The 20,171-nt window shown below is 62.0% G+C and carries 18 protein-coding genes and 1 pseudogene; 12 read left to right on the top strand and 7 right to left on the bottom strand.

Annotated features, from left to right (window positions below; genetic code table 11):
• Nucleotides 1-26: 26 nt before the first annotated feature.
• From J3O30_RS16790 to J3O30_RS16775, 4 genes are all read right to left on the bottom strand, one after another.
• Nucleotides 27-1,706: a DEAD/DEAH box helicase gene (locus J3O30_RS16790; RefSeq protein WP_207584351.1), complete on the bottom strand. Its 1,680-nt coding sequence runs from the start codon at nucleotides 1,704-1,706 to the stop codon at nucleotides 27-29.
• Nucleotides 1,707-1,952: 246 nt separating this feature from the next.
• Entirely contained in the window at nucleotides 1,953-3,068 is a 1,116-nt protein-coding gene (locus tag J3O30_RS16785; protein WP_207581394.1) for a DNA alkylation repair protein, read from the bottom strand.
• A 14-nt stretch (nucleotides 3,069-3,082) separates the two neighbouring features.
• Nucleotides 3,083-4,006, bottom strand: coding sequence for a hypothetical protein (locus tag J3O30_RS16780; protein ID WP_207581393.1), 924 nt, complete (start codon nucleotides 4,004-4,006; stop codon nucleotides 3,083-3,085).
• Nucleotides 4,007-4,304: 298 nt separating this feature from the next.
• Nucleotides 4,305-4,622 (bottom strand): hypothetical protein, encoded by a 318-nt coding sequence (locus J3O30_RS16775; RefSeq protein WP_207581392.1) that lies wholly within the window; start codon nucleotides 4,620-4,622, stop codon nucleotides 4,305-4,307.
• Between the two features lie 340 nt (nucleotides 4,623-4,962).
• Here J3O30_RS16775 and J3O30_RS16770 point away from each other — a divergent pair, with 340 nt between their 5' ends.
• Nucleotides 4,963-8,364: a response regulator gene (locus J3O30_RS16770; protein ID WP_207581391.1), complete on the top strand. Its 3,402-nt coding sequence runs from the start codon at nucleotides 4,963-4,965 to the stop codon at nucleotides 8,362-8,364.
• Nucleotides 8,365-8,634: 270 nt separating this feature from the next.
• Here J3O30_RS16770 and mnmD read toward each other — a convergent pair whose 3' ends face one another.
• Nucleotides 8,635-9,363 (bottom strand): tRNA (5-methylaminomethyl-2-thiouridine)(34)-methyltransferase MnmD, encoded by a 729-nt coding sequence (gene mnmD / locus J3O30_RS16765; protein WP_207581390.1) that lies wholly within the window; start codon nucleotides 9,361-9,363, stop codon nucleotides 8,635-8,637.
• Between mnmD and J3O30_RS16760 the strand changes: the two genes are divergently transcribed.
• From J3O30_RS16760 to J3O30_RS16725, 8 genes are all read left to right on the top strand, one after another.
• Entirely contained in the window at nucleotides 9,362-10,540 is a 1,179-nt protein-coding gene (locus tag J3O30_RS16760; RefSeq protein WP_207581389.1) for an FAD-binding oxidoreductase, read from the top strand. The genes mnmD and J3O30_RS16760 overlap by 2 nt on opposite strands.
• A gap of 114 nt (nucleotides 10,541-10,654) precedes the next feature.
• Nucleotides 10,655-11,362 (top strand): DUF1045 domain-containing protein, encoded by a 708-nt coding sequence (locus J3O30_RS16755; RefSeq protein WP_207581388.1) that lies wholly within the window; start codon nucleotides 10,655-10,657, stop codon nucleotides 11,360-11,362.
• Nucleotides 11,363-11,477: 115 nt separating this feature from the next.
• The gene (puuE, locus tag J3O30_RS16750) at nucleotides 11,478-12,401 is read left to right on the top strand and encodes an allantoinase PuuE (RefSeq protein ID WP_207581387.1); all 924 of its coding nucleotides are present in this window, start codon (nucleotides 11,478-11,480) and stop codon (nucleotides 12,399-12,401) included.
• Nucleotides 12,401-12,901: a 2-oxo-4-hydroxy-4-carboxy-5-ureidoimidazoline decarboxylase gene (gene uraD, locus J3O30_RS16745; RefSeq protein WP_207581386.1), complete on the top strand. Its 501-nt coding sequence runs from the start codon at nucleotides 12,401-12,403 to the stop codon at nucleotides 12,899-12,901. The genes puuE and uraD overlap by 1 nt, the downstream gene beginning before the upstream one ends.
• The gene (locus J3O30_RS16740; RefSeq protein ID WP_207581385.1) at nucleotides 12,898-13,260 is read left to right on the top strand and encodes a HepT-like ribonuclease domain-containing protein; all 363 of its coding nucleotides are present in this window, start codon (nucleotides 12,898-12,900) and stop codon (nucleotides 13,258-13,260) included. Before uraD ends, J3O30_RS16740 begins: the two co-directional genes overlap by 4 nt.
• Before the next feature lie 4 nt (nucleotides 13,261-13,264).
• A complete protein-coding gene (locus tag J3O30_RS16735; RefSeq protein ID WP_207581384.1) occupies nucleotides 13,265-13,765 on the top strand; it encodes an ureidoglycolate lyase in 501 nt (166 codons plus the stop codon).
• A complete protein-coding gene (uraH, locus tag J3O30_RS16730; RefSeq protein ID WP_207581383.1) occupies nucleotides 13,762-14,118 on the top strand; it encodes a hydroxyisourate hydrolase in 357 nt (118 codons plus the stop codon). The genes J3O30_RS16735 and uraH overlap by 4 nt, the downstream gene beginning before the upstream one ends.
• 2 nt (nucleotides 14,119-14,120) lie before the next feature.
• Nucleotides 14,121-14,861 (top strand): metallophosphoesterase family protein, encoded by a 741-nt coding sequence (locus J3O30_RS16725; protein WP_207581382.1) that lies wholly within the window; start codon nucleotides 14,121-14,123, stop codon nucleotides 14,859-14,861.
• Nucleotides 14,862-14,882: 21 nt separating this feature from the next.
• On the opposite strand, the pseudogene J3O30_RS16720 reads toward J3O30_RS16725, so the two are convergent.
• Together J3O30_RS16720 and J3O30_RS16715 are read right to left on the bottom strand one after the other, a co-directional pair.
• A pseudogene (locus J3O30_RS16720) lies at nucleotides 14,883-15,260 on the bottom strand (flotillin domain-containing protein); the annotation flags it as partial.
• A gap of 495 nt (nucleotides 15,261-15,755) precedes the next feature.
• Nucleotides 15,756-16,367, bottom strand: a complete 612-nt coding sequence (locus J3O30_RS16715; protein ID WP_207581381.1) for a CDP-alcohol phosphatidyltransferase family protein — start codon at nucleotides 16,365-16,367, stop codon at nucleotides 15,756-15,758.
• Nucleotides 16,368-16,568: 201 nt separating this feature from the next.
• On the opposite strand from J3O30_RS16715, the gene J3O30_RS16710 reads away from it, so the two are divergent.
• Genes J3O30_RS16710 through J3O30_RS16700 form a run of 3 tightly spaced genes read left to right on the top strand, consistent with a single transcriptional unit; the run spans nucleotide 16,569 to nucleotide 20,128 of the window.
• Nucleotides 16,569-18,353 (top strand): bifunctional alpha/beta hydrolase/class I SAM-dependent methyltransferase, encoded by a 1,785-nt coding sequence (locus tag J3O30_RS16710; RefSeq protein ID WP_207581380.1) that lies wholly within the window; start codon nucleotides 16,569-16,571, stop codon nucleotides 18,351-18,353.
• A gap of 9 nt (nucleotides 18,354-18,362) precedes the next feature.
• A complete protein-coding gene (locus tag J3O30_RS16705; RefSeq protein ID WP_207581379.1) occupies nucleotides 18,363-19,691 on the top strand; it encodes a phosphatase PAP2/dual specificity phosphatase family protein in 1,329 nt (442 codons plus the stop codon).
• Nucleotides 19,688-20,128 carry a hypothetical protein gene (locus J3O30_RS16700; RefSeq protein WP_207581378.1) on the top strand — a complete coding sequence of 147 codons (441 nt, stop codon included), beginning with the start codon at nucleotides 19,688-19,690 and terminating at the stop codon, nucleotides 20,126-20,128. The genes J3O30_RS16705 and J3O30_RS16700 overlap by 4 nt, the downstream gene beginning before the upstream one ends.
• Nucleotides 20,129-20,171: the final 43 nt, after the last annotated feature.

The raw sequence follows: 20,171 nt of genomic DNA, 5'->3' as shown, positions 1-20,171 counted from the left end.
CTTTCTGCTTTTCAGTCTATCGATGCTTAGGCGCGTTCGCGGCGCTGGCCGCCGCCATTGCGGGAGCCGGAGCCACCGCGACGGTCGCCGCCGTTGCCGTCGCGACGGGGTTCCCCGCCCTGGGCCTGCTGTGGGCCGCGGTCTTCACCGTGCTTGCGAGCCGGGCGGCCGTGGGCGTGGCGGCCGTTGCCGCGATGATGACCGCTCGGCTCGCCATTGGCATGGCCGCCATGGGCGGGACGCTGCGGCTTTGCCGAGGGGCGGAAGTCGGAGGTCGAGGCCAGATCGTTGTCGGGACCAAGATTCGGGGTGGCTTCGCCGCGGCGCTGGCCGCGGAAATCCTCGTTGCGAGCGGTGCGTTCGGGACGCGGACGGCGCTCCTGGTGGCTGCCGCGATGCTCCGAACGGTTCTGATCGCCACGGCCTTCGCCACGACCCTGACCTTCGCGCGCCTGACCTTGGCCGCCACCACGATTGCGGTTGTTGCCATTGCCGTTAGCGCGGCGGGGGCCGCCACTGATATTTGCCGGCGGCTCGCCGCTTGCGACTGCGATGTCGATGCCCATCAGGCGCTCGATGTCACGCAGCAACTTGGCTTCGTCGGGGGCGCAGAAGGCAATCGCGATGCCGTCGCGACCGGCGCGCGCCGTGCGGCCGATGCGGTGAACGTAGGCGTCGGGCACTTCGGGCAGGTCGTAGTTGTAGACATGGCTGACGGCCGGGATGTCGATGCCGCGGGCGGCAACGTCGGTGGCGATCAGTGTCTTGATGCTGCCGTCGCGGAAGGCCTTCAGCGCTCGCTCACGTTGCCCCTGGCTCTTGTTGCCGTGGATCGAGGCGACGGAATAGCCGATGTTTTCGAGATGCTTCATCAGCTTCTCCGCACCGTGCTTGGTGCGCAGGAAGACGATGGCGCGGCCATCGGGGTTTTCGGTCAGCGACTTGCGGAGCAGTTCCGTCTTGTCGTTCTTGCCGCCGACGAAATGGACGTATTGCTCGACCTTGTCGGCAGCCTTGCCGGGCGGTGTGACTTCGACCTTGACGGGATCGACGAGGTAGTCACCGGCGAGATCGGCGATTGCCTTCGGCATGGTGGCCGAGAAAAGCATGGTCTGGCGCTTCTTCGGCACCATCTTGGCGATCTTGCGCAGATCGTGAACGAAGCCGAGGTCGAGCATCTGATCGGCTTCATCAAGCACGAGATAGCGGACTGTGGTCAGCGAGATCGCCCGGCGATTGATGAGGTCGAGCAGGCGGCCGGGCGTGGCGACGAGGATATCGGTGCCCTTTTCGAGCTGAAGCTGCTGCTTGTTGATCGAAACGCCACCGACGACGACGTTGATGCGCAGATGCGACTTGCGGATGAACTTCTTCAGGCTCTCGGCGATCTGGTTCACCAGTTCGCGGGTCGGCGCCAGGATCAGCGTCCGCGTCGTGCGGTTGTCGGGGCGACGTTCGTCGGCAAGCAGCTTTTCGATGAGCGGCAGGCCGAAAGCGGCCGTCTTGCCGGTGCCGGTCTGGGCAAGACCGATCAGGTCGCGGCCTTCGAGAAGGAGGGGAATGGCATGTTCCTGGATCGGCGTCGGCGTTTCGATGCCGAGCTGGAACAAAGTAGCGACGATCGGCTTGGAGACACCAAGCGATTCAAAATTAGTCAAGGCATAACCTTTCGGGGCGCCACAACGACTATCGCCGGAACGCACCATGCGATCCGGTTTCATTCTGGCGTCAAGAACCCCGCGTGAAGTGGGAACTTGTGAGTTGGAAAAAGCTTTCCAGCGCTTCTGGCCGCTCATGGGAGTGCGGCGCTCTATCGAAATGCGCTTTTGTCCCTTCTTCCTGCGTCCGTATTTTCTAGCAGGGGCACGCTCACGCGGCGGCCGGAAGGGTGAAAGCTGAGCCGCATTTGGGCTAGTTCTCTCACAAAGTCAAGTGCAGTGCACAAGAAAGCCTCAGCCAGGCTCAAGAGAAGGCATGACGAGGACGAAGCTTTCCGATGCGGTCTCCGCGCCGTTGACGAGGATGGCGATGCGATGTTTACCGGGATAATAGCGCCGCGTGGTAATCGGCCGCATGGCGTGGCGGCGCTCGATCGCGTGGCTTTGGCCCGGCGCGAGCATGATCGTCTTGCACTTGAAGACCTTGGGCGAGAGCGAACCGTCACCCTTCACGTGGTGGATGGCGTAGTCGATCATCAGCGATTGCGGGGTCTCGCCGGCATTCGTCACGCGGATTTCGAAATCCAGCCCTTCGCCGAAGAGCACCTCGCTGTTTGCGAGCCGCAATTCGCATGCGAGCGAGGCAGCCGCGCCGAAGCCGAAATTGGCGAGCGCCTGCGTATGGCCCTTCTTCAAAAGCGTGCGGGAGGCGTGCTTCAGCAGCCAACGGCGTTCGCGGGTGGCGTTTTCGATGTGGCCGGCGATGAAGGCGGCGACCATGTCCGGATGATCCTTGGCGATATCGTTCAGGCTGTTGGCGACGGAGCGGCGAACATAATCCTCCGGATCGTCGATCAATTCGGTCAGGATCGGCAGGATCGGCGCCGGATCCTTCACGAGCTGCGACAGGCGCATCGCCCAAGGCAGACGTGGCCGCGTTCCCTCGCTCGCCAGCCGGCGCACATGCCGATCGGGATCGTCGACCCAGCCGGAAATGATGGCAAGCGCACGCTGCTGGTCGCGGTGGATGAACGGGCGGATGCCGAATTCGGCGGTGAAATACGGCGTCAGCGCCTTCAGGAGATCGAGACCGAGTTCGAAATGATCAAGGCCGCGTGTGGCGATGAACTGGTTGACCGGCAGCAGCATCCAGCCTGATAGACCGGGCCTGCCTGATGCAGGGAGGCTCGCCTTCAGGATAGCGGCCGCCCCAGGAAAATCATCGGGAAGCGTGGCAAACAGCGCGTCGCGGATCAGGGCCGAGCGTTCCATCAACTCCATCTCCCCGAGGCCATCGGTCGCCAGCGTCACGAAACGGCCCTTGTCGAAGGCGGGCGCATGGGCGGCGATGCGATCGGCCATGTCGCCGACCAGCGCCTGATGCAGCAGGTTCTTGAGCGGTTCCGGCATGCTGATCCTCCTACCTATCTGGTGGCCGCAAACACCAAGTTCGGATAGAGCCGTTCAATGACGGCGCACCGCATGGCGATAGCGAGATCGTCGTGAAAGATTTCGAGCGCTTTGCCTGCGTCTTTCGGCGTGAGCCACCCGTCAGTCAGGCGCCAGCGACGGAAGAACAGCCAGTCAAGCTCGTGCCGGGATATAAACTCCAAGCTACTTCGTGCCCGTTCCGGAGTGTCGGATGAACTTATCATGTTGGCGTTCGGCCCATATTTGGCGCGTGACTCCTCTAAAGCTGCCGCACTTCGTTGCATCTCGGCTGTCACCTGCGCATCGGTGATGGTGACAAGTTTGTCCATTTCGGCGCGGATATCAGCCGGTATCCTGACAAGAGCTTGCTCCAATGCGTTAGAGAAACGGGGATCGGAGGTGAAACTCATTTCCCATTCCTCTGGCCAGTCCCGCCAGAACACGGTTTCAGCAATCTCCGTCCAACGGCCTTCGGCAAGCAGCCCCAATGCCCGAATGACAGGCAAGACCTCGGATGTTGCGAACGCAGGACCAAGACCGTTTGCAGCCGCGATATTCGGCGGAGGCGGAGGTGGTGCGCCTAACCGGTAAACGAGAAAGCCGCCCGTCGATAGAGGCACGCTGCCATCAGGCAGGCGATAAGATAGCAGCCTCTGTTGTGCCGCCAGCCGAAGCACCGAGACGCACAGATCGTCCCAGCGTGGCAGTTCGAGAGGTAGCTGAGCATTCTTACGCGGGATTGTGCCCCCGCGGGTTTCATCGGCCTGTCCGAGTGCCACCAGAGCTTCGCAACCGATCTGATAGGCCGTCAGGAACATATGGTTCCAGCCCTCTTCCCCATCGCCGCGCGGGATGTTTCGGGATAGGAAGCCGACTACGTCTGCCGCCCAACCGGCAGCCGGGATTTTCAAGGCCATTCCGCCTCTGCCCTCCGCATGTTAAATATCCGGCTGATGCTCGAAATTCGATCGATAGCGAAAGCGAAAAGCACGAACGCTTCGAGGGGATTACTAGCTGCCTTTTGCGATATTTAACAGAGTGACGAATAGATCGCTTATCGAGGATGCAGCGCGCAATTGGTGCTCCGATACTGTGGAGCCAAAGCGCTTCATCGGATCGAGCGATGTTGCGGACACTGCGCCATCGGCATTGATGCCGAAGCTGCTGTTGGCCCGGCGCCGCCGGGAGGTCAAGTGGCGCCGGTTGCGGTTTCAGCTATTCGGTGCAGACTTTGACGCGGTAGGGATCGCCCCAATCGTCGCGCCGCCATTCGAGGTGGCAATACGACGGCCGGTAGTAGGTCCGGTAGACCGGATAGGGGCGATAAGCGGGATAGGCGGGGTAGGCAGGATAAGCGGGATAGGCCGGGCGTGCGGCCTCGGACAGCAGAGCGCCGCCGACGACGCCGGCGGCAAGCCCGCCCCAGAAGGCATCGCGTGGACGGGCATCGGCGGTGGTGGCGGTGGCGAGCGAGGCGCTGACAAGGGTCAGCGCGATCAGGCCCGTCGCCATGGTCTTATGAAGAACGGACATGCTGTTTTCCTTGATTTAGACTGGCTTCGATAAAGCCATGTCCAGACTCCGCCCGGATCGCGGCGGCGAAATGGCCGCGCAAGCGCTTCCCGCATTAAATTTTCGTCATGATTCCAACGGGTCCCGGCAGGGGGTGGAATGATGCATAGGGTGGCATTGCCGCCGATATCGCCGCTTTTCAGTCTCGTGCAAGTCCGGGCTCCCAATGTGAGGCAGTTTCAGCCTGGTGAGCGGGCTCGTAAAATTCCCCCGCTAAAATTTATGGTTAAAACCTTGTTAAAAGCCTTGGTGTTACAGTCTTTGTAGTTGATATTTCATTCATTGCGGGAGCGACAATTTCTTGAAATCAGCCGGGGATCTATTGGAATTGGCTTGCCGCCGGATCGCTGATCTGGACACCCCGGCCTATGTCAAGAACAGCGAGCTGCGCTATGTCGCCGTCAACGAGGCCTATGCCGATTTCCTGGGCCGCGAGATTTCCGATTTCATCGGCCGGCGCAGCCGCGAGCTGTTCGACCGTCCCGAGGAAGAGGAGCGCGAGGATAGGGAACGCCGCGCGTTGGTGTTCGGTAGCGAGGAAAACGCCATCTGCTTCGATGCAGCCGGTCTCGGCCATGAGCGCATCCAGATCGAAAGCTTCTCACCGTCGCCTGAGCGGGCCTATGTGCTCGGTATCTTCGAAGTGCGCGAGACGGCGCGTCGCGCGGTTGACGGCGGGCGGGTTGCTAGCGATCCCAGGATCGCTGGCGATCCTGGGATTTCGGCCGATTTTGCCCGCGTGCGCGAGGCGCTGGAAAAGCTCGACCATCCGATCGGCATCTTTGCCGGGGATGGGCGACCCCTGATCGTCAACGCCGCCTATCGCAACAGCGCAAAGCCGGCTGCTCCCGGCGATACGGGCTGGCACGAAAGCGTCAACGAACGCGATCTGTTGCGCATCATCATGGAGGACCTGCCGGTCGCGGTTTTCGTACGCGACGATAGGCACCGCCTCGTCTATGCCAATCAGTATTACGAGACCTTCGGTGGCTATGACCGCTCGCAGGTGCTGGGGATGACCGAGCACGAAATGTTCGGACCAGAGGACGGCGAGGCGATCTACCAGGAAAACCGCCTGGCGTTGGAAGACGGCCTGTCGAAAGAGATCGAAAGCCAGATGCCGAGCAAGGATGGCCGCATTCATCCGCTCATCTCGCGGGTCAACCGCGTCGTGACGCCGGATGGGCGCACCTATGTCGTCGGCTCCTTTTCCGATATCTCGCCGCTCAAGGAGCGGGAGACGGCACTGATCGAGGCGAAGAAGCAGGAAGAGGTGCTGCATCGGGATATCGAAAGCATCCTTCGCTCGCTGCCGGTCGGCGTGCTGATCCTCGACAACGACCATCGGATTCTCTACGTCAACGACGAATTCTACAGCATTTGGGATCTGCCACCCGACGATCCCTTCGACGGCCGCCCCTTCATCGACGTCATCCGCCGCAATTCCGAGCTCGGCCGCTACGACGGCACGCAGACGCCGGATGAGATCTACGCTTTCCGCAAGCACCTGTTCGAGACCGATGCGCCCGAGCCGATCGAGCTCGATTGGGCAGGCGGTAAATCCGTCATCTTCGACAGTCGCCGTATTTCCAACGACCGTATCTTGCTCTCCTATGCCGACATCACGGCTGTTCGCGAGCGGGAGAAGGAAATCCACGAGGCCCGCGCCGCGCTGGAGCGGCTCGGCGAGATGATGCGCGATGCGACGCATGCCATGTCGCAAGGGCTCGCCATCGTCCAGGATGGCATCATCAAGCTGTCCAACGAGTCGCTTTCAGAGATACTGCGCATTCCAGCTTCCCATATCGAGCCAGGCGAGGGCTGGATCGGGCTCTTCGATTTCTGCGCGGCGCGCGGCGATTTCCATGATGCAGCCGCCGAGATCCTGCAGGGTTGGCGCGCCAACATCGCATCGAAGCAACCGATCTCCACGGTCTTCCATGTAGCAGGCGAACGCTGGGTGAACATGGAGGCGACGGTCAGCGAGGGGCAGCATTGGGTGGCGCTTTTCACCGACGTCACCGAGCTCAAGAGCCGCGAGGAGGACCTGCGCCAGCTCTTGTCGCGCGCCGAAGCCGCCGACCGGGCCAAATCCGAATTCCTCGCCAATATGAGCCACGAGATCCGCACGCCGATGAACGGTGTGCTCGGCATGGCGGAACTGCTTGCCAAGACCAATCTCGACACGCGCCAGAAAACCTTCATCGACATCATCGTCAAGTCGGGCAATGCGCTGTTGACGATCATCAACGACATCCTCGACTTCTCGAAGATCGATGCGGGGCAGATGAAACTGCGCAAAGCCGCCTTCGACATCACCGAAGCGGTGGAGGACGTGGCGACACTCCTATCCTCGCATGCTGCCGAGAAGAACATCGAGCTCCTGGTGCGGGCCGCACCGGATCTGCCCGCCGCGGTGATCGGCGATGCCGGGCGTTTTCGCCAGATCGTCACCAATCTCGTCGGCAATGCCGTCAAATTCACCGAGCGCGGCCACGTCTTCGTCGATGTCGGCTTCCAGACGGTTGCCGGCGGCGAGATCCTGGCGAGCGTCCGCATCGAGGATACCGGTATCGGCATCCCGCGCGAAAAGCTCGAATCGGTCTTCGACAAGTTCTCGCAGGTCGACGCCTCCTCGACCCGGCGGCATGAGGGAACGGGTCTCGGGCTTGCGATCACCGCCGGCCTTGTCGATCTCTTCGGCGGGTATCTCAATGTCGAGAGCGAATGGGGCAAGGGCTCGGTCTTCACCGTCAATCTCCCCTTTGCGGTGGCTGCAGCCCGCCTCGAGCCGAAACCGCTGCCAATCAATGTGCAGGGCGCGCGCGTCCTCGTGGTCGACGACAATGATGTGAACCGGCGCATCCTCACCGAGCAGCTTTCGCTCTGGGGCTTTGACGGCGTGGCCGCCGAGGGCGGGGGCACCGGTCTTGCGATCCTGGAGGCGGCGGCGGATCTCGGCATTACCGTCGATGCCGTCGTGCTTGATTATCACATGCCCGATATGAACGGCGCCGATGTCGCGCGCCGGCTGCGCGCCGATCCCCGCTTCGTCGAGCTTCCGATCATCTTTCTGACGTCGATGGATATTTCAGGCACAGAAAAGGAATTCGCGGCACTGAACGGTCATGCGCATCTGATGAAGCCGGCGCGCGCCAACGTGCTGCGCAATACCGTCGTCGAGGTCGTCCGCGCCGGCCGCGTGAAGCAGGTTTCAGAAGCCGAGATCGCCCGGCTGCAGGCGCAGGCGGTGGTGCCGGCACCGCCGCCTGAGCCGATGCCGCAGCAGCGGGCGCCTGAATTCGTCGATGTGCTCGTCGCCGAGGACAACGAGGTCAACCAGATCGTCTTCACCCAGATCCTGCAAGGAACGGGCCTCTCCTTCCTCGTCGTCGACAATGGCGAGCAGGCGGTTGCCGCCTGGGAGCGACACACGCCGCGCATCATCATGATGGACGTCTCGATGCCCGTCATGAACGGCCATGAGGCGACCCGGACGATCCGCGCGCGCGAAAAAGGGCAGGGGCATCGCGTGCCGATCATCGGTGTCACCGCCCATGCGCTCGAAAGCGACCGCGACCTCTGTCTCGACGCCGGCATGGACGACTATATGTCGAAACCGATCAGCCCCGAATTGTTGGAAGAGAAGATTCGGCAATGGCTCCTCAAGGACGAGCAGCAGCCGGGGCGCACCAGCTACTGATCTCAGTCGGAAAACAGGATGCTCTCGAAATCCTGAACTCCGTTCAAGATATGCAGGACCTGGATGCGATCCTTGCCGCCCGATCAAAGATCAGATAATTCCCGTAGGGCGGCGGACGCCGTGTTCATAGCGCGGGACCAGTGAAAAACCGTTCGGCGTTTCCGCCAGACGTTCACATCGTTCCATCAGTTCATGAATAAAGCTTACCGCCCGCTGCGGATTGTCCTTGCCATATAATCGTTAGCAACAGTGGACTGGAAGCAGCAAACGTTACCTGTCGGGCGCCTTGATGCCGCAGAGCATTTCGCGTTTGCCGGCGAAGCCCTGGCGGCGCTCGACGGTAAAGCCCGCCGCGATGAGGTTGCGGCGTACGAAACCGGCCGCGGCATAGGTGGCGAAAGTGCCGCCGGGCGCGGTCTTTTCGTTGACGCGGCGCATCAGTTCTTCCGACCACATATCGCCGTTGCGCGAAGGGGCGAAGCCGTCGAGATACCAGGCGTCGAAGCCGGGCTTTGCGGCTGCGACGCCGTCGAGTGCTGCGCCGCAGACGACGCTGAGCCTCATCTGGTCGTCGAGGTCGAGCGAGACGGTATCGGCAGGCGTTGGCGGCCAGGCCGCCGTCAGCGCCTCGCGTTCGGCATCGATCTCCGGCCAGTGGGAGAGCGCACGGCTGATTTCTTCGCCGCGCATCGGGTGGAGCTCGAAGGAGATGAAATGCAGCTGCTGGCCGGGCACGCTGTACAGCTTCCATCGCCGCCAGGTCTCGGCGAAGTTCAGGCCGGTGCCGAAGCCGAGTTCGCCGATCACGAATTCCTGCCGCCCGTTCCAACGCTCCGGCAGGCCGTTGCCGGCGAGAAAGACATGGCCGCATTCCAGCCGCCCATCGGTCTGGCAATAAAAATGGTCGCCAAAGGCGAGGGAATAGGGCATATCGCCGTCGCGCCATTCGAGCGGCTGCGGCGCGCCCGCGCCAATCTGATCGGGGTTCACGTCTGTCATGGAAAAAGCCGATAATCCTCAGCCGGTCTCAGGTCAATCGTCCTGCGAATTGCTGATCGTCGGCGGCGGCATCATGGGTCTCTGGGCGGCCGTCCATGCCGAGCGCCGTGGCATCGCTACCCTTATCGTCGACGCCGGCAAATTGGGTGGAGGTGCGAGCGGCGGCCTGCTCGGCGCGCTGATGCCGCATATGCCGGATCGGTGGTCTGAGAAAAAGCAGTTCCAGTTCGATGCGCTGGTCTCGCTCGAAGCCGAGATCGCCATGCTGGAAGCCGAAACCGGGCTTTCGGCCGGTTACCGCCGTTCCGGGCGGCTGATCCCGCTGCCGAAGCCGCATCTCAACAAGATAGCGCGCGCTCACTCCGAGGATGCCGAGCGCCACTGGTGCGCAGGCGAGCGCCGCTTCCATTGGCACGTGCTCGACAGCCCGCCGGTCGACGGCTGGATCGAGGCATCCGCCGGCGAGAGCGGTTTCGTGCATGATACGCTCGCCGCCCGCGTTGCGCCCCGCTCACTGACTGCGGGGCTCATTGCCTTCTTGCGACAGGCAAAACATGTGCGGATCATGGAACACGCGGCGGTGACCGGTGTCGATCCCGACTGCGGCACGGCCGACATAGGGAGCGAAACCATCACTTTCAGCGACTGCATCCTGGCCGCCGGTCACCAGTCTTTTCCGTTGCTGCAGGCGCTGACCGCCGGGCTGAAGCGACCGCTCGGTCAACCGGTCAAGGGGCAGGCGGCGCTGTTGAAAGCCGATCTCGACCCGGCGCTGCCGACGATCTTCCTCGACGGGCTCTATGTCGTCGCGCACGAGGGCGGGCATGTGGCGATCGGCAGCACCAGCGAAAACCGCTTCGACGATTCCACATCGACCGACGCTCAGCTCGATACGCTGATCGCCGCGGCGCGGGAGATCGTGCCGGCGCTGCGCGACGCCCCTATCGTCGAGCGCTGGGCGGGGCTTCGCCCGAAGGCGATCGACCGTGACCCGATGATCGGCCGCCACCCCGATCATCCGCGCCTGATCGCGCTGACCGGCGGCTTCAAGGTCAGCTTCGGCCTGGCCCACCGGCTGGCGGAAGCGGCGATATGTATCGCAGGCGATACGGATTGCGGATTTTTGCTGCCGGAAAGCTTCGCAATTTCAAGCCATATCGCGGCAGCTTCACGTTAAACGTGAATTCGACGCCGCTTCGTTTCGTTATTCTGTCATGCAAATCACCTATCTGCTTGCGCATCGACAGCGCCGGATTTGATCGGCGCTCAGTTCCTTGATGGAGGAAATTGCATGCGCTATGCCATTTGCTTCACGCCTCCGGCGAGCGACCCGCTGTCGCTTGTGGCTGCCAGTTGGCTTGGCCGAAACGTGTTTTCGGGCGATATGGTGGAGCCGCCGGCAGTTCGTGGCCTTGGCATTCACGAGATCGCCTTCCATACCGCCGTGCCGCGGCGCTATGGTTTTCACGGCGTTCTGAAGGCGCCGTTTCACCTGGGTCACAATATGTCCGAAGCGCAACTCCTGCGCGATCTGATGCGTTTTTCCGGGACCTTCGTCCCCTTCCAGATTCCGCGCATCGAAGTCGCACGGCTCGGCAATTTCTACAGCTTGCTGCCGAGCGCCCCCTGCGAGCGGATCCAGTATCTCGCTTCGGCGATCGTCCAGGAATTCGATCGTTTCCGCGCGCCGCTCAGCGAAGCCGAGATCGAGCGCAGCGATCCGGACGGGCTGTCGGCAGCGCAGTTTTCAAACCTGCATCGCTGGGGCAATCCTTATGTGATGGAAGAGTTCCGCTTTCATATGCCGGTGACAGGACCCGTCAACGCGATCGACATGGCGCGCATCGAGCCGGCCCTGCGGACGATTTTCGCGCCTGCCCTCAGTGACCCGGTGACGGTTTCAAACGTGGCGCTGATGATCGAGGAGGGCACGGGCGGTCCCTTCCGCGTTCATTCGCTGCACCCGATGGGCAAGGTCAGCGCGCGCAAGATCGCCTGAGCGTGCCGATGGGCTAAGCCATTGTACTGCAAAGGCAAAATCGGATTGAGCAGTTTCCTTCTCGACATTCCGGCTGCGGATGCTACCGTTCGCCGTCTTTTCAGAAGGTGATTTGATGGTATCCGAGACTTATCCGCGCAATCTCGTCGGCTACGGGCGACAGACGCCCGATCCGAAGTGGCCGGGCGAGGCGCGCGTCGCCGTGCAGTTCGTCATCAATTATGAGGAGGGCGGCGAAAGCTCGATCCTCGACGGCGATCCGGCTTCTGAAAATCTGCTGTCGGAGATCGTTGGCGCGGCCGCCTGGCCCGGACAGCGCAATCTCAACATGGAATCGATCTACGAATACGGTTCGCGCGCGGGCTTCTGGCGGCTCTGGCGGATGTTCACCGATCTCAAGGTGCAGGCGACCGTCTACGGCGTAACGCTAGCGATGGCGCGCAATCCTGAAGCGGTCGCTGCGATGAAGGATGCCGGCTGGGAGATCGCCAGCCACGGTTACCGCTGGCTGGAATACAAGGATTTTCCGGAAGATCTGGAGCGCAAGCACATCCTCGAAGCGGTGCGCCTGCACGCCGAGCTTACCGGCGAGCGGCCATACGGCATGTATCAGGGCAAGCCTTCCGACAAGACGCTTCGGCTGGTGCAGGAGGAGGGCGGCTTCCTCTATTCCTCCGATTCCTATGCCGACGATCTGCCTTACTGGGTGAAGGGCGTCGATGGGAAACCCTTCCTGATCATCCCCTATACGCTCGAAACCAACGACATGCGCTTTGCCACACCGCAGGGCTTCAATACCGGCGATCAGTTCTTCACCTATCTAAAGGATGCCTTCGATACGCTCTATGAGGAAGGCAAGGCGGGCAGCCCGAAGATGATGTCGGTCGGCCTGCATTGCCGCCTCGTCGGGCGCCCGGGCCGGGCGGCGGCGCTGAAGCGCTTCATCGAATATGTGCTGAAGCATGACAAGGTCTGGATTCCGCGCCGCATCGAGATTGCCGAGCACTGGCACAAGCACCATCAGCCGGACGCGATCTGATGCTGTCGCGCGAGGATTTCGTTTCCCGCTTCGGCGGCGTCTTCGAACATTCGCCTTTCATCGCCGAGCGCGCCTATGACGCCGGCAGCGTGAACGAGCCTCTGACGGCGGCCGGCGTACATGCGGCGCTTGCCGCCGTCTTCCGCGCGGCAAGCCGACAGGAGCGTCTCGGGGTGCTCAGCGCCCACCCCGACCTTGCCGGGCGCCTCGCCATATCGGGTGAACTTACCGAAGACAGCCGCAAGGAGCAGTCCGGCGCCGGTCTCGACCGCCTGAGCCCTGCCGAGCACGCCCGCTTCACAGAACTCAATTCGGCCTATGTCGAAAAATATGGCTTTCCCTTCATCATCGCCGTCAAGGGGCTCGGCAAGGAGGATATCCTGGAAGCTTTCGAAACAAGGATCGGCAACGGCCGGGACGAGGAGTTCTCGACCGCGACGGCACAGGTCGAAAAGATCGCGCTGCTGCGTCTGACATCGATGTTGCCGGAGGCTGAATGAAGGAGAGGCGCGCTATCGACTATCTCAATGACATGCAAAAGGCGGCATCCCAAGCGTTGTCCTTCATCGGCGGAATGGATGAGGCGGCTTTCGCCGAGGACCAGCTTACCTTCAAGGCCGTTGCCTTTTGCCACTTCACCATCGGTGCTGCGGCATCCCGTCTGCTGGTGTCCCATCCGGAATTTGCCACCGAGCATCCCAATCTGCCGTGGACCAGGATCTGCGGCACCGGTAATCGCATCCTCGACGACGTCTTCGATCTCGATCCCTCCGAAATCTGGGAGGCGACGTATCGGACGCTGCCGGAGCTGCTTCGGGAGATCGATGCCGTCCGATACTGGCATGCCCAAGGCGAGTGACGCGATGTCTCGGTTTCTCGACATTCGTCCTCTCACCAACTCCGCCTTCGCTCTCTTCGGTGAGGTGATCGAAGCCGATCCGGCCGCGATGCGGCTCATCAATGGCGGCACGACGGAGCGTTTCCATGCGCTGGCCGCGGCGCAAGCGACGGGCGAAGGCGCACGCGTCATCATCAATCTCTTTCGCGGCCAGCCGCGCAGCTTTCCCTATGACATCGACATGATGGAGCGCCATCCCTTCGGCAGCCAGAGCTTCTCGCCAGTCTCCGGCCGTCCCTTCCTCGTCGTCGTCTCCGAGGACGAGGGCGGACGCCCGGGCAGACCGCAAGTGTTTTGCGCGCGCGGGGACCAGGGAGTGAACTACCGCCAAAATGTCTGGCATCATCCGCTGATGGCGCTTGGCCAAGTCTCCGATTTCCTGGTCGTCGACCGCGACGGGCCGGGCAACAATCTGGAAGAGTTCTTCTTCGAAACCCCCTACATCATCAAAGAGCCAGCCCCATGACCGGACTGACCACCCATGTTCTCGACACCGCCCTCGGCAAGCCGGCCGAACGCCTTAGGATCGATCTTTTCCAGCTCGACGGCGAGATCCGCAGGCATCTGAAGACGGTCGAGACCAATGCCGACGGCCGAGTCGACGGCGGTCCCATCCTCGCTGGCGAACATTTCCGAGCCGGCACCTATGAACTGGTCTTCCACGCCGGCGATTATCTGAGGGCCAGCGGCACGCCGCTGCCGCATCCGTCCTTTCTCGATCTGGTGCCGATCCGCTTCGGCATTGCCGATGTCACGGCGCATTATCATGTGCCACTGCTGATTTCGCCCTACGGCTATTCCACCTATCGAGGGAGTTAGAAATGCGTTTTGCCGCGATCGCCGACATTCACGGCAACCATCTGGCGCTTGAAGCCGTGCTTACGGATATTCGCGCTGAGGGCATCGAGGACATCGTCAATCTCGGCGATTTCTTCAGCGGGCCGCTGGAAGCCGGTCGGACCGCTGATTTGCTGATGCCGCTTGGCCTGACCTCGGTTCGCGGCAATCACGATCGCTATCTGATCGAGCAGGATCCGGCCTCCATGCATGCCTCGGATGCTTCAGCCCATCGGCAATTGACGTCGTCCCATCTCGACTGGATTCGCAGCCTGCCGTTCAAAACCGTCTATCGCGGCGAGGTGTATCTCTGCCATGCGACGCCGAAGGACGATAATCTCTATTGGTTGGAATCGGTCTCGGCGGATGGCGTCGTCTTCCTGAAGCCGGTCGAAGCGATCGAGGCGCTGGCCGAGGGCATAGACCTGCCGCTGATCCTCTGCGGCCACAGCCACCTTCCCCGTGCCGTCCGTCTCTCCGACGGCCGCCTGATCGTTAATCCCGGCAGCGTCGGCTGCCCCGCCTATGACGACGACCGGCCCTATTACCACAAGATCGAAGCCGGCCATCCGCTGGCCGGCTATGCCATTCTGGAAAAGACGGCGGCGGGATGGACGTGGCAGTTCAGGAATGTCGCCTACGACCATATGGCGATGTCGGCACTGGCCGCCGAAAGGGGCCGTGGCGACTGGGAGAGCGCGCTGGCGGCGGGTTGGGTGAGATAGCCCAGACCCGCCTGCACGCGATCATTCCTTCTTCGGCGCCGCAGGGGCGATCGTCTTTGCCGGGGCTGCGGCCGCTGCCGGCGCTACCGGAGGCGCGGCCGGTATTGCCGGCTTTACCGGAGCCGGAACCAGCTTTGCCGGTTTCGCGCCATCGAGATTTCCAAGGAGGGATGAGATGGCGTTGTCGCCGTCGAAGCCGGCCTCTTTCAGCAATTTGTCGAGGATCGGCTTGTTTGCCTGATAGGAGAGGAGCTGGCCGGCCAAGCCTTCGCCGAGGCCGATGCCGCTTTCGCCGTTCGCGCCCCCGCGGCCCAGCATGCCGCCGGTGTCGAAGATCCTGATGTCAGAGATTTTCTCGATCGGCTTGACCGCCTCGGCGAGCTCGATCAGGATGTCGATCATCCTGCGATAGGCGACTATCGTGTCATCGAGCGCCGCCCATCACGCCGAAAATCTGCACAGCGAGGCCGCGCGCCCTAATCGTGTTGAACCCAGGTTCGATTGGCCGCGCCTATTTCGAGGAAATCGCGAAGGCTGTGAGCGGTCCTGGCGAGCCTGATCCGGCGCGGCTTACAGAGATCATGCTGCGGCACGGCCTGATTCCCGCCTGAAAAGACTCGGCCGCCGCCCGGCTGACAAGTTCCGGGCCTCCCATCCCAATGGAACCGGCGCGGGCCGTCTTAGGCGTGTGCGCAAAGCGGACCCGCCGCCGCTCGCGGTCGAGAGCCGCCGACGGCTTTCTGAAGCTACTGGACCCGCAGCCTGAAGTGGGCAGATGAGCACTAATCATGGGGAGCGGTATAAGCTTAACATACCGTTAGGAGGACGGAGGCAGCGTCGATTGTCGGATCACATTTGCCGATGGAAGCATAGGCGACAGATCGGCTCCGCTCCCTATCGGGCGGCCGTGTGCGCCTCGCGAATACCGGCGTTGATACGGTTGATGATGGTCCATATGAGAAGTAGAGCCACCACCGCCCAAAGCCACGAAGTCCATGCTGCAAACGTACCACCAACCGCGACGAAGGTGCCGAGCGCGCCAAAAAGCACCGCGCGGTCGCTCTTGCCCAGCGGCCCGTCGTAACGCCGGTTTGCCCCGACCGTTTGACCCAGAACGCCGGTAAATTCCGTCAGCGCCGAGAGGAATATGACGGCCATCGCCGGCACCAAGCCGTTCGGATCGATGAGCGCAAACGGCAAATACAAGGCGGTATCCGACACGACATCACCGATCTCGTTCAGATACGCGCCTAAAATGCTCTTCTGCCCATGTTCGCGCGCGAGCATGCCGTCGATGGCGTTGAGGCCCATGCGCAGGAGAAACCATACGGGCACCAGCAGGAACCAATGCGGAAGCGGAACAACGCTCAGAAAAACGCCCAATGCAACCGAGACGGCGGCGGCAACTGAAGTCACCTGATTGGCGGTGACGCCTCGCGCGGCGAGGGAGCGCACCAGAGGGCGAAGAATATTCTGAAATCGGGACTTCAATTGATAGACAGACATGCTACCTCAGTGGAATTTCGTGGCATCGGAAAGGTCTATCCCGGCTTTGGCGGTGCAGATCGTTGTATTTTTGAGGAAGGCCACACTTCATATCGGTTCTCGCAAAGGGCTTACATTTGCGACTAGACTTTTGCAATGAAGACAAATCACTGTTCCCGCCAGTGGTTGCAATCCACCCACCAATCAGAATTGGAGAAGACCGTGCTGCAAACTGCCGATAGCGGGCAACCGTCCTCGACGGCCAGACCAATGCATGAATCCGAATTCGCATCGCATGATGGCATACGGCTTTTTTATCGGGCGTGGCCTGCGACGGGGGCTGCACCGAAGGGCGTAATCATTCTTCTCCATCGCGGCCACGAGCATAGCGGCCGTGTCGCCCATCTCGCCACCGAGCTCGGCCTCGATGATTTTTCCTTCTACGCCTGGGACGCACGCGGCCACGGGCGTTCACCGGGAGAGCGCGGCTATTCGCCATCCTTTGCTGCCTCGGCGCATGATCTCGATTGCTTCGTCCGCCATGTCAGCGGGACAAGCGGCACTGCCGTCGAAGACATCGCCGTCATTGCGCAGAGCGTCGGCGCGGTTCTCGCTACCACCTGGGTGCACGACTATGCGCCACCGATCCGTGCGCTCGTGCTTGCCTCGCCGGCCTTCAGCGTCAAGCTCTACGTGCCTTTTGCCAAAGAAGGCATTGCGCTCTGGGAAAAGCTTAAGGGGACATTCTTCGTCAATTCCTATGTCAAGGCGAGGTTCCTGACGCATGACCCCGAGCGCATCGCCTCGTACGAATCCGACCCATTGATCACCCGGCCAATTGCCTCCAACATCCTGTTGCAGCTCTATGAGGCGGCCGCCCGCGTCGTCGGTGACGCCCGCGCCATCACCGTCCCGACCCAACTGCTGATCTCCGGCAGCGACTGGGTGGTGCGACACGCCCCGCAGCACCGGTTTTACGAAAACCTCGGCAGCCGTATCAAGGAACGGCATGTGCTTGCCGGCTTCTACCATGACACGCTTGGCGAAAAGGACCGCGCGATTGCCCTGGCCGAGGTTCGCCGTTTTATCGGCGCGCGTTTTGCCGAGCCCCGGGCGCCTGCCGACCTTCGCAGCGCCCATATCCAGGGCTATACAAAGGACGAGGCCGACCGGCTCGCGAGCCCGTTGGACGCCACATCCCCACGCGGCATCTACTGGGCGCTCAGCCGCCTCAACATCAAGACTGGCGCCCTGGTGTCCGAAGGCATAAAGACGGGGGTCAAGACCGGTTTTGATTCCGGCTCGACGCTCGATTACGTCTACGAGAACATGCCGCGCGGGCTCGGTCCCGGCGGGCGTTTGATCGACAAGGTGTTCCTCGAGGCGATCGGCTGGCGCGGCATCAGGCAGCGCAAACTGCACTTGCAGGACCTGATCGACCGCGCGCTGCAGCGCCTGAAAGCAGCCGGCCGCAGCACCCATATGCTCGACATCGCGGCCGGGCACGGCCGTTATGTCCTTGATGCGATCGAGACGGCTGCCGTGCGTCCCGATAGTGCGCGGTTGCAGGACTATTCCTCCATCAACGTCGATGCCGGCCGCAACAGCATTGCCGCGCGGGGACTGAGTGATTTCGTGAGCTTCCGCCAGCAGGATGCCTTTGACGGCGAGGGGCTGGCTGCAATCACGCCGGCCCCGGATCTCGCGATCGTCTCCGGCCTTTACGAGCTGTTTTCCGACAATGCGATGATCGCCGCATCGCTCAACGGGATCGCCCGGGCGATGCGGCCCGGTGGTCTGCTTGTCTACACCAACCAGCCATGGCATCCACAACTGGAGATGATCGCCCGCGCATTGACCTCCCACCGCGGCGGCGAGGCGTGGGTGATGCGGCGGCGGACGCAAGAGGAAATGGACCAGCTGGTCGCCGCAGCCGGTTTCCGCAAGATCGAACAGCGCATCGATCAGTGGGGCATTTTCACCGTCTCGCTGGCCGAGAGAGTCTGAGGGCAAACCGTGGACAAGGCACGTTCTACTTTTTCCCGGGCAGCACCGGTCCCGAAGCGGGCGGCGCTCTGGCTCGTCTTCCTGGCGCCGTTCTTCTATCTGAGCTATGGCGGCGCCAATTGGCTGGCATCGCAACGCGCTCATGTGCCAAACGTCGCCTTCGCATGGGAAAGCGCCATTCCGTTCCTCGGATGGACCATCATTCCATATTGGTCGATCAATCTGTTCTATGCACTCTGCCTGTTCATCAACACGACGCCGCGCGATGTGGATATGCTCGCGAGACGTTATCTGACGATCCAGATAGTAGCCGTCGCCTGCTTCGTCGTGTTTCCGCTCGAAGCGATCTTCGTGCGGCCGGCAACGAGCGGCCTGCCTGGTTTCATGTTCGCCGTCCTCGGTGGCTTCGATAAGCCGTTCAACCAGGCGCCGTCGCTGCATATCGCGCTCCTGATGGTGATCTGGGATCATCTGCGCGGCCGGCTGCCACGGAAGGCACGGCTTATCTGGCACTTCTGGTGCTTCCTGATTGGAGCCTCCGTGCTGACGACGTGGCAGCATCAGATCATGGACATACCGACCGGCATGCTGCTCGGTTTGTTTGCCGCCTGGCTTTTCCCGCGCGATGCCGGTTCGCCTCTCGCGAACTTTGCGATGAGCGGCGACCCAAGGTCGCGCCGTCTCGGCATCTATTATCTGTGCGGTGCCGTCGCATTTCTCGGCCTTGGAGCGCTCTGCACTCCTCTATCGGCCGCAGCGCTTCTGTTGCTCTGGCCGGCTGTTGCGCTGGCGATCGTCGCAGTCGGATATTTCGGCGCCGGCCCGCAGATATTCCAGAAACGCGTCGATGGCCGGGCCACGCTTGCCAGCCGCTGGCTACTGGCGCCCTACCGGCTCGGCGCTGTCATCAACGTTTGGCTCTGGACCCGCAGAATGCCGGCATCCGTGGCGATCGCTGATGGTGTCCATCTTGGTCGTTTTCCGCGTTGCCACGAGGCCAACCGTTTTGCCACGGTGATCGACATCACCGGCGAACTTCAGCGGCCGAAAGGGACGCTGGCGGGCTGGTCCAGCTTTCCAACCCTTGATCTGACCGGCCTCGACAAGATCCAGACCCGAGCTGCGGCGAACCTTATCGAGGTTGCGCGCCAGCGGGGACCGGTCCTCGTCTGCTGTGCGTTAGGTTTCCAGCGGAGCGCCGGCGTCATCGTGCGCTGGCTGCTCATCAGCCGACGGTGTGAAAATCCAGCTGAAGCGCTGCGGCTGATCGAACGGGCGGGGTGGCGTGTTTATCTGCCCGTGGAAAGTCTCCATTCCGTGGCGGAGGGCTTACAATGACGCAATGGAATGCCACAGCCTCGGCGGCTGCGCGAAATCTCGGCCGCAATTCAATCTTCTGCGGGCTGACAGCGCTGTTGCCACTGATTGTCGGCCCGATCACCGCGGAATATCGAGGCTTCGCTCCACCGCTTGGCTGGCTCTTGATGCTCGTTTTCTGCGTCATTGTTCTTGCGCTGGCGATCCATCTCCTTTTCGATGCGCTGTTGTTTCGCCTCGCGTCGACCTACGACACCGAGACGGCCGGTCTTGCAGCCGTCGACGACCTGTTGTCCCGCATGCAGCTTCGCACGCTTGACAGGACACCGCCTGGCCTCGAGAGGCGGATTGCCGGATCGCTTCGCATCGTCTGGCAGCAGCGTTTTGCGCTCGCCATCTGTCTCGCGATTTTCGCGATCCTTCTGCTCGATGCGACCGATGGGCAGCCGCTCTGCTGAATACGACCGCAGGCGATTGATGCAAACGCTCTCCGGCACGTGT

The organism is Rhizobium sp. NZLR1, assembly GCF_017357385.1.
Taxonomy (GTDB): domain Bacteria; phylum Pseudomonadota; class Alphaproteobacteria; order Rhizobiales; family Rhizobiaceae; genus Rhizobium.
This window is presented reverse-complemented; position numbering and strand designations above follow the sequence as displayed.